The 14,094-nt window shown below is 59.3% G+C and carries 12 protein-coding genes; 5 read left to right on the top strand and 7 right to left on the bottom strand.

From position 1 onward, the window contains the following. Positions 1 to 15 precede the first annotated feature (15 nt). Positions 16 to 1,200 carry a sugar transporter gene (locus CJU81_RS04005; RefSeq protein ID WP_095035583.1) on the bottom strand — a complete coding sequence of 395 codons (1,185 nt, stop codon included), beginning with the start codon at positions 1,198 to 1,200 and terminating at the stop codon, positions 16 to 18. Between the two features lie 290 nt (positions 1,201 to 1,490). On the opposite strand from CJU81_RS04005, the gene CJU81_RS04000 reads away from it, so the two are divergent. Next, the gene (locus CJU81_RS04000) at positions 1,491 to 3,605 is read left to right on the top strand and encodes a TonB-dependent siderophore receptor (RefSeq protein WP_095035582.1); all 2,115 of its coding nucleotides are present in this window, start codon (positions 1,491 to 1,493) and stop codon (positions 3,603 to 3,605) included. 105 nt (positions 3,606 to 3,710) lie between these two features. After that, positions 3,711 to 4,928 carry an alkaline phosphatase family protein gene (locus CJU81_RS03995; protein ID WP_095035581.1) on the top strand — a complete coding sequence of 406 codons (1,218 nt, stop codon included), beginning with the start codon at positions 3,711 to 3,713 and terminating at the stop codon, positions 4,926 to 4,928. Between the two features lie 48 nt (positions 4,929 to 4,976). Here CJU81_RS03995 and pepN read toward each other — a convergent pair whose 3' ends face one another. The 6 genes from pepN to CJU81_RS03965 form a co-directional block, all read right to left on the bottom strand. Next, positions 4,977 to 7,634 (bottom strand): aminopeptidase N, encoded by a 2,658-nt coding sequence (pepN, locus tag CJU81_RS03990; protein ID WP_095035580.1) that lies wholly within the window; start codon positions 7,632 to 7,634, stop codon positions 4,977 to 4,979. Positions 7,635 to 7,646: 12 nt separating this feature from the next. Beyond that, positions 7,647 to 8,477, bottom strand: coding sequence for a DUF2797 domain-containing protein (locus CJU81_RS03985; RefSeq protein WP_095035579.1), 831 nt, complete (start codon positions 8,475 to 8,477; stop codon positions 7,647 to 7,649). Further along, positions 8,474 to 8,734 (bottom strand): YeaC family protein, encoded by a 261-nt coding sequence (locus CJU81_RS03980; RefSeq protein WP_095035578.1) that lies wholly within the window; start codon positions 8,732 to 8,734, stop codon positions 8,474 to 8,476. Before CJU81_RS03980 ends, CJU81_RS03985 begins: the two co-directional genes overlap by 4 nt. A gap of 132 nt (positions 8,735 to 8,866) precedes the next feature. Continuing rightward, positions 8,867 to 9,739 (bottom strand): rhomboid family intramembrane serine protease, encoded by an 873-nt coding sequence (locus CJU81_RS03975; RefSeq protein ID WP_095035577.1) that lies wholly within the window; start codon positions 9,737 to 9,739, stop codon positions 8,867 to 8,869. After that, entirely contained in the window at positions 9,736 to 10,707 is a 972-nt protein-coding gene (locus CJU81_RS03970) for a metallophosphoesterase (RefSeq protein WP_095035576.1), read from the bottom strand. Before CJU81_RS03970 ends, CJU81_RS03975 begins: the two co-directional genes overlap by 4 nt. Then, on the bottom strand, positions 10,707 to 11,597 hold the full coding sequence (locus tag CJU81_RS03965) for an NAD(+) kinase (RefSeq protein WP_095000386.1): 891 nt from the start codon (positions 11,595 to 11,597) through the stop codon (positions 10,707 to 10,709). Before CJU81_RS03965 ends, CJU81_RS03970 begins: the two co-directional genes overlap by 1 nt. 101 nt (positions 11,598 to 11,698) lie before the next feature. On the opposite strand from CJU81_RS03965, the gene CJU81_RS03960 reads away from it, so the two are divergent. The 3 genes from CJU81_RS03960 to CJU81_RS03950 all read left to right on the top strand — a co-directional run. Then, on the top strand, positions 11,699 to 12,655 hold the full coding sequence (locus CJU81_RS03960) for a DUF1853 family protein (RefSeq protein WP_095035575.1): 957 nt from the start codon (positions 11,699 to 11,701) through the stop codon (positions 12,653 to 12,655). A gap of 95 nt (positions 12,656 to 12,750) precedes the next feature. Then, positions 12,751 to 13,299 carry a cytochrome b gene (locus CJU81_RS03955; RefSeq protein WP_095035574.1) on the top strand — a complete coding sequence of 183 codons (549 nt, stop codon included), beginning with the start codon at positions 12,751 to 12,753 and terminating at the stop codon, positions 13,297 to 13,299. Between the two features lie 268 nt (positions 13,300 to 13,567). Continuing rightward, the coding region (locus CJU81_RS03950) for a hypothetical protein (protein ID WP_217902749.1) at positions 13,568 to 14,094 on the top strand (527 nt) is incomplete at its 3' end.

Here is a 14,094-nt window from a genome sequence, read left to right as displayed (position 1 = left end):
CAGAGCCCCGGACGATCAGCCCTCTGCCGGGCTGCGACTGAGCCGGTACATGCTCAAGGCATAAAACGCCAGGGCCAGCCCCGCCAGCGTACCACCTGCCAGCCCGATCCAGGCAAAGCCGAAATGGCTGCCCACCGAACTGCCCAGCAATGCTCCGCCGCCAATGCCAATATTGTAGATACCGGAAAACATCGCCATCGCCACATCGGTGGCATCCGGCGCCAGGGTCAGCACCTTGGACTGCAACGCCAGACCAAAGCCCATGATCGCCATCCCCCAGACAATACTCAGCACGCCCAGGGACTCAATCCAGTGGCTTGCCGGCAACAGCAGCAACAGGCACAGCGCAAGCAAGCCCACCGCCGTCAACAGGAAGCCTTGCGGGCTGTATTTGTGGAACCAGCTGAAGCACAGCGAACCGAAAATCCCCGCACCGCCGAACAGCAACAGGATCAAGGTCACAGTACCGCCGCTCATGCCCGCCACGTTTTGTACAAAGGGTTCGATATAGCTGTAGGCGGTGAACTGCGCAGTGATCACCACTGCCGTCAACAGATACACCGCCACCAGCGCAGGTCGCTTGAACAGCACCGGCAGGCTTCTGAGCGAGCCGGAATTCTGGCTGGGCAGCAACGGCAAAGTGCGCGCCAGCCACAGCACCAGTAACACTGCCAGCGCAGCGATCACCAGGAAAGTGGTGCGCCAGCCCATGGCCTCGCCCAGCAAACGCCCCAGGGGAACCCCCATCACCATGGCCAGCGTGGTACCGGTGGCCAGCAGCCCCAGCGCCTGCACCTGTTTGCCCTCGGGCGCCAGGCGCACCGCCAGTGAGGCCGTTATCGACCAGAACAGCGCATGGGACAGCGCCACCCCGATCCGGCTAAGCAGCAGAATGCCGAAATTGGTTGCCAGGCTCGACAGCACATGACTGACGACAAACAGCCCGAACAACACCAGCAGCAACTTGCGCCGCTCAACGTTGCGTGTCACCAGCATGATCGGCAAGGAAGCCAGCGACACCACCCAGGCATAGATGGTGAGCATCAGCCCGACGCTGGCCGTGGCCATGTCAAAACTTGCACCAATCGCGCTCAGCAGCCCCACCGGCACAAACTCGGTGGTATTGAACACAAAAGCGGCCAGCGCCAGCGCGATGACCGGCTGCCAGTTGGCTTGGGAGGTAGAGGTGGGGTTGCTCATTTAATGAATGCACTACTCGCTATCGATGATGAACCGGCTCCGACGCTTCAAGCCAGAACCACACAGGCTGACAGTTTATAGCCTTCACGCAGAACCGTTGCCGAGATTTTACAGATACTCGGCTGGCGGCATTTTTCCGCGGCGTGGAGGCGTCTGATCAAAAGCGCACCACTACGATTTCGCGACGAAAAGTAAAGACACGTAAACAGCATTGATTATCACTTACAAGAATGCAATGATTTGTAACTAATTCTCGTTTACGAAGTTCCTGCCCGGAGTATTCGCAGATCATGCGCTCACTGTTCACCCTCCCCACGTCTGCTCTTACACTTGTCGCACTGAGTATGTTCAATACGGCATCAGCCGATGAAAACACCCTGAGCCTGCCCGCCACCAGTGTCACCGGCAGCGCCGACAGTGAAGATGCTCCGCCGGGCTATCAAGCCAGACCCAGCGCCACTACCACGCGACTGAACCTCACTGCCGGGCAAACCCCCCAGGGCATTACCAGCATCAAGCGCGAGCAACTGGACGACTTCAAGCTCAACAGCATCCGCGATGTGCTGGACAGTACCCCGGGGGTCAATGTGCAGAAGGTCGAAACCGACCGCACGTACTTCACTGCGCGCGGTTTTGACATCACTAATTTTCAATATGACGGCATGGGCATGGGGCTCACCGGCGGCGTGCTGGTGGGTGATATCGACACCGCCCCCTACGAGCAGGTTGACGTGTTGCATGGCGCCAACGGCCTGATGACGGGCACCGGCAACCCGTCAGCCACGGTCAACTTTATCCGCAAGCGCCCCACCTATGAACCAGAAGCCAAGGTCAGCGTCAGCGCCGGTTCCTGGGACAAGCGCCGGGTCGATCTGGATGTTTCCGGGCCGTTGACCGACTCGGGCAATGTCCGCGGGCGAGTCATCTACGCCAATGAAGTGGGCAACTCTTACCTGGATCGCTACTCCCGCGAAAAGAACATCTTCAGTGGCATGCTGGCCTTCGACCTGACTGACGACGACACCCTGACCGTGGGCTATGAAGAGCAAAAAAGCGATGCCAACGGCGCCAGTTGGGGCGCCCTGCCGTTGACCGACAGCAGCGGCAACGCTCTGCATTACAGCAGTACCAGTGCCAACATTGCCCAACCGTGGGTGTACTGGGACGTACGCACCCGCCGCGCATTCGCCGAGTGGCAGCACAACTTCGCCAATGACTGGAAGTCCACGCTGACCGTGACCGCCATGGAGCACCGTGAAGACACCGACATGTTCTACATCTATGGCGACAGCACCTCAAGCACCGGCTACACGGGGCTGGCCTCCAACTACAAGGGCAAGACCCGCGAACTGGATGGCGATCTTTCGTTCAGTGGCCCTTTCAGCCTGGGCGGGCGTGAGCACCAGTTGACCTTCGGCGCCAACGTGGCGCGCTCACGCACGCAAGAGACTTCGCTGTACGGTACTTCCTCTTATTACACCCCAGTGTCACTGGAAGATGCCCTCAACGGTGTAATTGCCAAACCCACTTACAACATGGCCAATGCCGACGCGACGTCCAATTACACCGACCGCCAGAAGAGCCTGTACGCCGGTACACGCTTGAGCCTCACCGACGACCTGCACCTGATCGTGGGTGCACGCATGCTCAGTGCCGACAGCGACGGTGAAAACTACGGTTCAGGCCGGGACGTGAGCATTCATGGCAAGGTTACGCCGTACGCAGGCGTGGTCTACGACCTGACGCCGCAGTACTCGCTGTATGCCAGCTACACCAAGATCTTCAACCCGCAGTACTACCTCAATACCCAGGGGCAAGTACTTGACCCGCTGGAGGGCAAAAGTTACGAGGCCGGGATCAAGGGGCATCTGCTGGACAAGAAGCTCGACGTTTCGGCAGCGGTGTTTCATACCCAGCAGGACAACGTCGCCACCTACTCAGGTTTCAACCCTTCCCTGGGCGGTTACCTGTATGACGGCATGTCGTACAAGAGCAGCGGTGTAGAACTGGAAGCTTCGGGCGAACTGGCGCCGGGTCTGCAAATCAGCGGCGGCTACACTTACGTCTATATCACCGATGCCGACAACAACCGCGGACGCAAGTTTATACCGCGCAATGCCCTGTCCACGTCCATGACCTACAAACTGCCGATGGCACCGCAGATCAAGGTGGGTGGCAGCCTGAAGTGGCAGAGCAAGGTCGAGAACGACGACACCCCGGCGGCGAACCAGGCGGCTTATGCGTTGGTGGGCCTGATGGCCAGTTACGATATCGACCCGCACTGGAGCACCCAGCTCAACCTCGACAACCTGACCAACGAGAAATACCTGCAAAGCGTGCGCTATGGCCAGAGCAACTATGGCGCACCGCGTAACGTCACGGCGTCGGTGAGCTGGAAGTTCTAACCCTGTGCTTTTGTGGCAGCTGGCTTGCCTGCGATGCAGGCAACCCGCTTCACCTGAAGGACTACGCTGATGTGAACGACAAGCATCCACGTCACGGAGGTGAGTATGAATTTACTAAAATATGCCCTGATTACGGCCTGCCTGAACCTCTCATTCACGGCACTGGCATCCCCTCCTGCCGACACCTCCAGTCTAAAAACCCACAAGGCCTTGCTGATTGGCGTAGACGGCATGCAGTACCAGAAGCTGCAAAAGGCTATTCAACAGGGCAAGGCCCCCAACATTGCCCGTTTGCACCTGTATAAAAGCTACACCGGCGGCGTGCTCGGCTCCTCTACACAGCAGCCCACGGTCAGTGGCCCGGGCTGGACAACCATCCTCACCGGCAGCTGGGTTGACCGCCATCAGGTCAATGCCAATGACGAGGCGCTGCGCAACCAGGCGCCCAGCCTGTTCAAACAGCTCAAGCTGGCATTCCCTGAACGCAAGACTGCCAGCATCGTCAGCTGGAACGTGATCAACGAAAACTTCGCCGAGGACATTACCCAGGGCTATATCGACCTGGCCATCAAGTGCTCGGGGGTCGATCCGTGCGTGGTAGACAAGGTCAGCCATGAACTGGAGTCCGGCCAGCCCGATCTGCTGTTCGCCCACTTCGACGAACCCGACATCACCGGCCACCGGCTCGGCTTTACCCCCCAGTATCAGCAGGCGATCCATACCGTGGATGCCCAGGTCGGGCAGATACTCCAGGCCCTGCAACAGCGTGAAAAGGCGCATCCCGAAGAAGACTGGCTGGTTATCGTGTTACCCGACCACGGCAGGCACTTGCCCGAAGGCAAGGACCACGGCGAGCAAACCCTGAGCGAAAAAACCACTTTTATCGCCATGAACAAGACCGGCAACGCACAATTGAGCGCCCCCGTCGGCAACCCGCCAAATCACGACTTCAAAGGCCTGTACGGTTTTGCCAGCCAAGCAGACATAAGCCCGACCGTACTGGCCTGGCTCGGGGTAAAACCGGACCTGACCCGTTACGCGATGGATGGCCTGCCCCTGATCGGGCCCGTGGGTGTCAGGCAGCTTACTGTGCAGCCACAACCCGAGGGCGGCCAGATCAGCCTGAGTTGGCGCACAGAAAAGCCGTCCGGCAAGCCCGTGCAGATTTATCGCGACGGCCAGCTCATTGCCAGCCTAACCGACCATGACCACAGCTATATCGACAAGGATGTTCAGGGGCAGAACGGTGTCGTCAATTACACCGTGGTCCTGCAGCAAGTACCGGTGTCTCGTTTGATCACCCTGGGCGGCAAAACACCATAAAAAAGGCGAAGCCCCTCACCCTGCGGGAGAGGGACTTTTGTTCCCGCGTTACGCCAGACTTTTGCTGACCACTTCAAACACATCGCTGGACAATTCGCCCGAGCTGCGGATGCGCTCAAGCTCTGCCTTCATCAGCGCTTGTCGCGCGGCATCGTATTTGCGCCAGCGGGTCAACGGTGCCAGTTGCCGCGAGGCAATCTGCGGGTTGAAGCCATTCAGTTCGATCACCAGGTCCGCCAGGAAGCGATAACCCGAACCGTCCGCCGCATGGAAGTTGATCAGGTTTTGCCCGGCAAACGCTCCCACCAGTGCCCGCACCTTGTTCGGGTTCTTGATTGTGAACGCCGGGTGCTCCATCAACTCGCGTACGCGCTGCAAACCGCCGGGCAAAGGGCTGCCCGCCTGCACGCTGAACCATTGGTCCATGACCAGCGGATTGTCCTTGAACTGCTCGGCGAAACTGGCCAGCGCCGCTGCTTTTTCCGTCTCGTAGGGCGAGTTGACCAGCACTGCCAGCGCCGTCAGGCGTTCGGTCATGTTGTCGCTGTGCTCGAACTGCTCCAGCGCCGCTGCCAGCACTTGTGGCTTGCCACTAAGGATCAGGTACGACAGTGCGATATTTTGCAGTGCGCGACGGGCAAAGTGCTCGGCTTCAGCCACATAAGGCGTGGCTTTGGACACTTCGCGGTTGGCCTGGTAACGCGCCCACAGGGCATCAAACAGGCTGTCGGCCAACTGTTTACGGGCAAATTCGCGGGCGGCATGGATCGCCTCGACATCGGCCACGTCACTGATTTCAGTCAGGTAGGCTTCACCCGGCAACGACAGCATTTCAGCGACCATTGCCTGATCCAGCTGGTCATTGCCCAGCACGGTGCGCAACGCCTCGACCAGACGCTGATCCATGACCAGCGCTTCACCACGCTGATGCTGGCCGATCAACTCCTGGAGCACCTGCACCGACAGTTGCTGGCCGGCATCCCAACGGTTGAAGCCGTCACTGTCGTGCTGCATAAGAAACATCAACTGGTCACGGCTGTAGGCGAAACTCAGTTTTACTGGTGCCGAAAAACCGCGCAGCAACGAAGGCAGCGGTTTTTCGTTGACGCCGACAAAGATAAAGGTCTGTTCGGCTTCAGTTACCGAAAGCACGCGGCTGGTGCCCGAGGCAGCAGCTTCGCCTGCCAGTTGCAGGGCAATTTCACCGCCAGAGGCGTCCAGCAGGCCCAGTTCGACCGGAATCACGAACGGCAGTTTTTCGACCTTGTCCGGAGTTTCCGGGCAGCTTTGCGCAAAGCTCAGGCTGTAGGTGTGATGTTGCGCGTCGTAGTGCTCGCTAACGGCCAGGCGCGGCGTGCCTGCCTGGCTGTACCAGCGCTTGAACTGGCTCAGGTCGGCGCCGTTGGCATCTTCCATGGCTTTGATAAAATCATCGCAGGTCACGGCCTGCCCATCATGACGCTCGAAGTACAGGTCACTGCCTTTGCGAAACCCCTCGGCACCCAGCAAGGTATGGATCATACGCACTACTTCCGAACCCTTCTCGTACACGGTCAGGGTGTAGAAGTTGGAGATTTCGATAAAGCTCTCCGGGCGCACGGCATGAGCCATGGGGCCGGCGTCTTCGGCGAACTGATGGGTGCGCAGATAGGCCACGTCCTGGATGCGCTTGACGGTGCGTGAGTTCATGTCGGCCGAGAACTCGGAATCACGGAACACTGTGAAGCCTTCCTTGAGCGACAGCTGGAACCAGTCGCGGCAGGTCACGCGGTTGCCCGACCAGTTGTGGAAGTATTCGTGGGCGACGATCGCTTCGACCCGTTGGTGCGCGGCATCGGTAGCGGTTTCGGCGCGGGCCAGTACGGCGCTGGAGTTGAAGATATTGAGGCCCTTGTTCTCCATCGCGCCCATGTTGAAGTCGTTGACGGCCACGATCATAAAGATGTCCAGGTCATATTCACGACCGTAGGTTTCTTCGTCCCAGCGCATGGATTTTTTCAGGCTGGTCATGGCGTGCTGGCATTTGTCGATGTTTTCCGGCTCGACATAAATACGCAGCGCCACGCTGCGCTCGCTCATGGTGGTGAAGGTGTCTTCGACGCACCACAGGTCACCGGCCACCAGCGCAAACAGGTACGCCGGTTTCATGAACGGGTCTTCCCAGGTTGCCCAGTGCCGGCCGTCTTCGTCGGGGCCGCTGGCGATCGGGTTGCCGTTGGACAGCAGAATCGGGTAGCTGTGCTGCTCGGCCACAACGGTGGTGGTGAACTTGCTCATCACGTCCGGGCGGTCGAGGTAATAGGTGATCTTGCGAAAGCCTTCGGCCTCGCACTGGGTGCAGAACATCCCCCCGGACTTGTACAGCCCTTCCAGCGCGGTATTGGATTCGGGGTGGATGCGCACGCTGGTATCGACCACGAACTGTTCGCTGGTCGGGTGCAGGATCAAGTGGCTGTCGCTGAGCTGATAGTCCTCGGCGGCCAGTTCGATGTCGTCCAGGCTGACCGACAGCAGCTCAAGCTGCTGGCCGTCCAGCGCCAGGGCCGGCAAGCCTGCGCCACGGGCCGGGTTGCGGCGCATCACCAGTTGCGCATGGACCAGCGTGTGGTCCTCGAACAACTCGAAGGTCAGGTGCGTCTCGTCGATCAGGTAATCGGGCGCCTGGTAGTCCTTCAGGTAGATCATTTGCGGTTGTTCGGTGCGCATGCTGGAGTCCTTTTACTGATGCACGGCCAGCTGGTAGGCCGTGTACTTGCGAATATTGATAACGCCGGTGTCGAATATCAGGTATTGACCCTTGATCCCCATCAGCGTGCCTTCGACGATCGGATCTTTATCCAGATTGAAGCTGACAATCTTGGTCGGGTACTGCTCGACCGGGTAGCAAATCTCGATGGGCTCGACGCTATGCAAAGGCTGTACCGCTTGCAGGCCAAAACGCTCCTGCAGGGCTTGCATGCCCTCGCCACAGCTCTCGAACAGTTGATCGCGCACCGCGCTGAGGTCTACCGGCTCGGCATTGCCCTTGAGCAGTGCGCGCCAGTTGGTACGGTCGGCCACTTGCGAACGGAACAGGTCTTCGACAAAGCCCGATTGCTGACGGGTGGCAACCCGCACGATCGGCAGCGCCTGGCTGGCGCCCTGATCGAGCCAGCGGGTCGGCAATTGGGTGGCGCGGGTGATACCGACCTTGACCCCGGATGAGTTGGCCAGGTAGACCACGTGATCCGTCATGCAGAACTGCTCGCCCCACGACGGATCACGGCAGGTGCCCGCCTCGTAGTGGCAGCGCTCCGGGCTCATGATGCAGACATCGCATTGCGCCAGTTTGGTCATGCACGGGTAGCAGTAGCCCTGGCTGAAGCTCTTTTTGGTTTTACGCCCGCAGTGGGAGCAGTTGATCTCTCCCAGGTATTCCAGACGCAACCGGGTGCCGATCAGGGGGTTGACCGGCACCTCGGTATCGCCCAGACGAAACGCATACTGAACGGTCGGCGTTTGCAGGCTTGCCGACATCTTGCTGATTGCACCGCGACCAATCTCAATCAATGGATAGCATCCGACTTGAACAGGATGTTGGGCACCGGCGCCGATTTGGAGCTGCATTCCTGCGGGCCCATATAACCGGTGCGCTGGTCTTCGGGCAGATTCTTCACTTCCCAGGCAATCATCGCCTGCAACGACAGCTCGCGCTGTTCGGCGGTTAGTTTGTTGCCGTCAGCCCATTTGCCGATTTCCACGGCCAGTTTCAGGCTCTGGTAGATCTCGGGGGTGATGTTTTGAATCATTTCGTTGAAAGAGGACATGGTTCTGTTTCCGCTCTGAAAATGTAATTAACCCTGTAGTCGCTGCCGCAGGCTGCGAAGGGTTGCGGAGTAACCCGTTTTTTCGAAACCCCTGCGCCCATATCGCAGCCTCCGGCAGCGACTACACATATCTCATATTGCCTGTTTGCGCCGCGCCCAAAGCCCGCCCAGCAACCCGGTCAGACAACCGATGGCCAGCCCGCCGACGTGGGCAGCATTGGCGATCTGGCCAAAGCCGATCATCGACACCAGCCCCGACATGCACAATGCCAGCCACACCAGCATCATCACCAGTACCCCGCGCGGCAGGTTAAACAGGGGGTTGGGGGCCATCAGCTGATAGATCCAGACATGCCCCAGCAAGCCGTACAACACCCCCGACAAGCCGCCAAACAGACTCGGACCGCCAAACAGGTACTGGGCAAAGTTGGACACCACACTGAACAACAGGCTCAGGCCGATCAGGTTGATGCTGCCCTGACGCATTTCAATGCGTCGCCCCAGCTCCCAGTACCACATGCCGTTCATGGCGATATGCAGGAAGCCGAAGTGAATCAGCATCGGGGTAAACAGTCGCCACCATTGGCCCGACGCCAGGCTGTCGGACAAAGGTGTGAATTCTATGTATTGCCCGTGAATGCTGAAGTCCAGGAACGTGAAAAACCGCAGGGTCGACAAATTGTCACCCAGTTGCGTCACCGCGGCCACGATCACGCACAGCAGCAACACGATGGCCGTGGCCGGGCTATCGCGCAGCTGCTGCGCAAAACCCGGGCGGGCCATGGCCGGCGGGCGCTCAACAATGGGTATCGCGTGGTCCGGGTCGCCCAACGGAAAGCGCTGGTAGAGGCTGCGAACATCCTCGGCAATCGACTCGGGTGCCCACAATACTTGCTCGCCCGCCTCTTCGCTGACCCGATGGGGCACCTGCATGCGCCGCAGCAAAGCAACAAAACCGCTCAGGTCCACGGACAACGGCAAACGCAATACAGCTACAGCACTCATTGAATGGCCTCAGGGCGATCTACATTCACCCATACAAATTTGTTCGGATCGAGCCGGGTTTCCTGGTCCAGACGATAAGCCACCAGTTTGCCGTACAACACCGCGCTGTAATCCAGGCACGCCAGGTTCGCACGGATCGGCGCGGGCCGGCCGCTGCGCCAGTAGTGCCCGACAAACAACAGCGGTTCATCAATGCCGTAGCGTAACAGGGCACTTTTTTCGGTGGAGGACAGTGGCTGCTGTGCCACCCGTTCAGGCAGTGCGTCCGGCTGGAAAACGATATCGCCGTAGGTCTTGGGGTCGTCTTCCCAGAACTTGGTGCGAAAGAACGCCCGCGTCAGGCCGTCGCCGCCGGTCAGGGTCATGCCGCCGGGCAGGCGCATGTCGGTGCCGCGCAACAGGCGATTGAAGCTCAGGTTGGCAAAGCTGTCGGGCACCGCCGCAGCCTGCAAAAAAGCCTCGTCGATACAGCCGTCGGGGTATTGCGCGCGCAAGGTTGCAATAACCTCGCTGTCCCAGCAGGCATGCACCACGCGAAAGCGCCCGGCATCGACAAACAGCGGCATATCGTAAAACCACTGCACGAACTCGCGCCATTCGGCGGGATAGTTGTCGAACTGCTCGAGAGTTTCGTGAATCAGCCGGGCATGGCGCGGCGTGTGCTCGCGCACAAACTGCTTGCCACTGCCGGCAGGCGCGGGTGTACACCAGCCCAGCGCGTTGAATTCATGGTTGCCCATCAGGCACAGGGCCTGACCGCTGCGCACCATGTCGTAAACAATATGCAGCGACTCACGAATGCGCGGACCGCGATCAATGATGTCACCCAGAAACACCGCTATCCGTTGCGGGTGTCGCCAGATACCGGCGAGTTTGCGATAGCCCAGACGCTCCAGCAGGTGCTCAAGGGTATGAGCACAGCCATGCACGTCACCGATCAGATCGTAACTGCGCGCAGGATCGAGCATCAGTCAGCCCTGCCGCCCAGTCGGCTACCCCAGCCAAGCTTGGTCCGACACACTTCATAGTAGTTGTGGTCCAAAGGATGGATCAGGCGCAGTTTTTGCGCTTTTTTGCTGACATTAATGGTATCGCCCGGCGCACAGGTGAAATGGTTCTGACCATCACACGACACTTGCGGGTAGATCTGCATGTCCTTGGCTACCACGATTTTAAGTTCGCTGTTGCCATCCACCACAATCGGGCGGCTGCTCAGGGTATGCGGGTACATCGGCACAATCACGATAGCGTCGAGCTTGGGATGCATGATCGGGCCACCCGCTGACATGGCGTAGGCCGTAGAACCGGTGGGCGTGGCCACGATCAGGCCGTCGGCTTTCTGGCTGCAGACGAATTGGCCGTCGATATGCAGTTCAAACTCGATCATTCGCGTGGACTTGCCGGGGTGCAGCACCACGTCGTTGAGGGCGTCGCCCTGGCCGATGGCTTCACCGTGACGGCGCACTTCGGCCTGCAGCAGAAAACGGTTTTCAACCAGGTAATGGCCATCAAGCACTTCGGCCACTTTGACTTCCAGCTCATCGGGGCGGATATCGGTCAAAAAGCCCAGGCTGCCACGGTTGATACCCAGTACCGGGACATTGTGTCGGGCCAGGGCGCGGGCGGCGCCCAGCAAACTGCCATCGCCGCCGACCACAATCACCATGTCACAGACTTCGCCGAGCATTTTGCGTGACGAAGTTTGCAGGCCATGACCGGGCAATACCTCGGCAATCGTGTCTTCCAGGATCACGTGCATATGCCGCTCGAGCAGGAATTTTTTCAGTCGGCGAACCGTATCGAGCACTTGCGAGCTGCCCAGACGACCTATGATGCCGATATTACGAAATTGCTCCATGGGGCTCCTGCGGGATTCTATGCGTGCGAAAACTACGATTATGGGTGAAAGACGACGATAGACAAAACCCTTTCAGCCCCGTGAGCGGCTATGCTCGCACAATGACCCTCTTCCCCGACTTGCTCAACCTGCCCCACCAATTGCACCTCCCTGAGGTGCGCGATCTGGCGTGGGTGATTCTCGCTCCGCCGATGCTGACCCACACACCCTGGCCACAGCGTCACCCTCTGGCAGGCAGCGACTGGGTCCAGGCACCGGAGCTGCTGGAGCGGTGGTTGCGCGAACTGGACCGCAACAGCCAACCCCTCCAGCACTGGCTCGAGCAGGCCACCACCCGGCGCCTGGGGCGTTACTACGAGCGGCTCTGGCAATTTGCCGTACAGCATGCGCCAGGCGTCGAGCTGGTTGCCGCCAACCTGCCGATCCGCCTGGGCGGGCATACCCTGGGAGAGCTGGACTTGCTGCTGCGCGACCGCGACGGCGTGCATCACCTTGAGCTGGCAATCAAGCTCTACCTCGGGCCTCAGGACGGCGATGGCAGCGACCCGGCGCAATGGCTCGGCCCGGGCAGCAACGATCGCCTCGACCGCAAGCTCAAGCACTTCAGCCAGCACCAACTGCCCATGTCCAGCCGCCCGGAAAGCCGCGAGGTGCTGACCAGCCTGGATGTGCAAACGTTCAGCGCCCATCTGTGGCTGGGTGGCTACCTGTTGTATCCGTGGCCGGGGCAAGCCCTGCCACCGACCGGGGCCAACCCGCAGCACCTGCGCGGGCGCTGGCTGCATCAGCGCGACTGGCCGGCGTTTATCCGCCAGAGCGCCGCAGGGTGCTGGCAACCCCTGCCCCGGCACGCCTGGCTGGCTCCGGCGCGCTATGCCCCGCAAGGTCTGTGGACCAGGCAGCAGCTAGGTATCTGGCTTACTGAACTGCACCCGCAGGCCCCTGCGCAATTACTGGTGCGCCTGACCGAAAGCGCTGACGGCGACTGGGTCGAAGCCGAACGCTTGTTTCTGGTCTCCGATCTTTGGCCAAATGTGCCGGGCAACCCTGAAAACTGACACATCTCAAGTGCAAAATTGGCCGACACGCTTAAAGTAAACGTACTCCGTCATACAAGAACGGGGGCTAAAGACCTGAACTCTGAGGAACCACCATGACCTGGAAAAGTACCGCCCTGCACTACAGCCGAATGTCCATTGCCCTGCACTGGCTAATGGTTCTGCTGTTTGTACTGATTTATGCAGCAATCGAATTTCGCGGCATCTTCCCCAAGGACAGCGACGGTCGAAACTTGATGAAGGATGCGCACTTCATGCTTGGCTTGACCGTGTTTGCGCTGGTCTGGCTGCGGCTGCTGGCCCGCACCCTGGGTGCAGCACCGAAAATCACTCCGCCCCCGCCGGCCTGGCAAACCGCCCTGGCCACCTTGATGCACTGGGCGCTGTACGTGTTCATGATCGCCATGCCGGTGCTGGGTTATCTGGTGCTCAGTTACAACGACAAGCCGGTGTACTTCTATGGCTTCGACATTTTGCCGCTGACCGCCAAAGACCCGGACTTCGCCAAGCAGATCAAGAGCTGGCATGAACTGGGCGGTACCATCGGCTACTGGCTGATCGGCCTGCATGCCGTTGCAGGGCTGGGGCACCACTATTTGATCAAGGACAACACCCTGCTGCGCATGTTGCCCCGGCATAACTGACACATCCGGCCATTACCCAGCCTCAACACACCGGCGGCAGAGCGTGCCGCCGCTTTACCACTGACAGTAATATGCCAATCACTACCGCGCAAAATCTTGAGGCTTGTCGACACAACCTTTGACTGCCTTGTCTCGCCTCCCCTATAGCCTCTCCCCCCTGCTCACCCTCGTTCTGCACACTCATTTTTGGGACACGTCCTATTTATCCGCCTTTCCCGGTTCTCTGACACTAGTAGAAATCCAGAATGCCCTGCAGTGCGGTGCTGTTTTGGCCTTCCCCACCCGTGAAAGAGTAGTAACTGTGAACACACAAGCCGTGAATATAGCTGTTGTAGAAGGTAAAACCATCACTTCAACAACTGAGCTCCGATCTAACCCGCAAGGCAAACCGGCAGTTATCAAAGCCATACCCAACGGCAAATATATTCTGGCTGAGGGTGAGAACGGTGTTGCTCCGGAAAACATCACCATCAAACGTGTTGGCAAAAACCTGCACATTGCCCTTGAAGGGACAGACCCCGACCAGCCGCAAGTGATTATCGAAGATTTCTTCGATAATCAAGGCCAACTGGTAGGCGTTGCCGAAGACGGCACCTATCACGAGTACATCTGTTCAGACGCTGATCAGGATCACTCCGCCGCGTTTTTGATGGACGGTGAATCTTCGCCTCAGGTTCTGGGTGCCGACAAACTGAGCGGTTTCGACGGTTTGATCGCAGGTTCCGGTATAGGCTGGTTCTGGCCTGCACTGCTGGGCTTGGCGGGTCTGGGCTTGGCGGGGGCGCTTCTGGGTGC

It is taken from the genome of Pseudomonas fragi, from assembly GCF_002269505.1.
In the GTDB taxonomy this organism is placed as follows: Bacteria; Pseudomonadota; Gammaproteobacteria; order Pseudomonadales; family Pseudomonadaceae; genus Aquipseudomonas; species Aquipseudomonas fragi_D.
Note: the sequence above shows the minus strand (reverse complement) of the source record. Positions and strands in the feature narration are given on the sequence as shown.

What these genes read in the sequence shown, in the direction of transcription:
- CJU81_RS04005 (WP_095035583.1), bottom strand. Translation starts at nt 1,200, where the DNA reads ATGAGCAACCCCACCTCTACCTCCCAAGCCAACTGGCAGCCGGTCATC.
- CJU81_RS04000 (WP_095035582.1), top strand. Translation starts at nt 1,491, where the DNA reads ATGCGCTCACTGTTCACCCTCCCCACGTCTGCTCTTACACTTGTCGCA.
- CJU81_RS03995 (WP_095035581.1), top strand. Translation starts at nt 3,711, where the DNA reads ATGAATTTACTAAAATATGCCCTGATTACGGCCTGCCTGAACCTCTCA.
- pepN (WP_095035580.1), bottom strand. Translation starts at nt 7,634, where the DNA reads ATGCGCACCGAACAACCGCAAATGATCTACCTGAAGGACTACCAGGCG.
- CJU81_RS03980 (WP_095035578.1), bottom strand. Translation starts at nt 8,734, where the DNA reads ATGTCCTCTTTCAACGAAATGATTCAAAACATCACCCCCGAGATCTAC.
- CJU81_RS03975 (WP_095035577.1), bottom strand. Translation starts at nt 9,739, where the DNA reads ATGAGTGCTGTAGCTGTATTGCGTTTGCCGTTGTCCGTGGACCTGAGC.
- CJU81_RS03970 (WP_095035576.1), bottom strand. Translation starts at nt 10,707, where the DNA reads ATGCTCGATCCTGCGCGCAGTTACGATCTGATCGGTGACGTGCATGGC.
- CJU81_RS03965 (WP_095000386.1), bottom strand. Translation starts at nt 11,597, where the DNA reads ATGGAGCAATTTCGTAATATCGGCATCATAGGTCGTCTGGGCAGCTCG.
- CJU81_RS03960 (WP_095035575.1), top strand. Translation starts at nt 11,699, where the DNA reads ATGACCCTCTTCCCCGACTTGCTCAACCTGCCCCACCAATTGCACCTC.
- CJU81_RS03955 (WP_095035574.1), top strand. Translation starts at nt 12,751, where the DNA reads ATGACCTGGAAAAGTACCGCCCTGCACTACAGCCGAATGTCCATTGCC.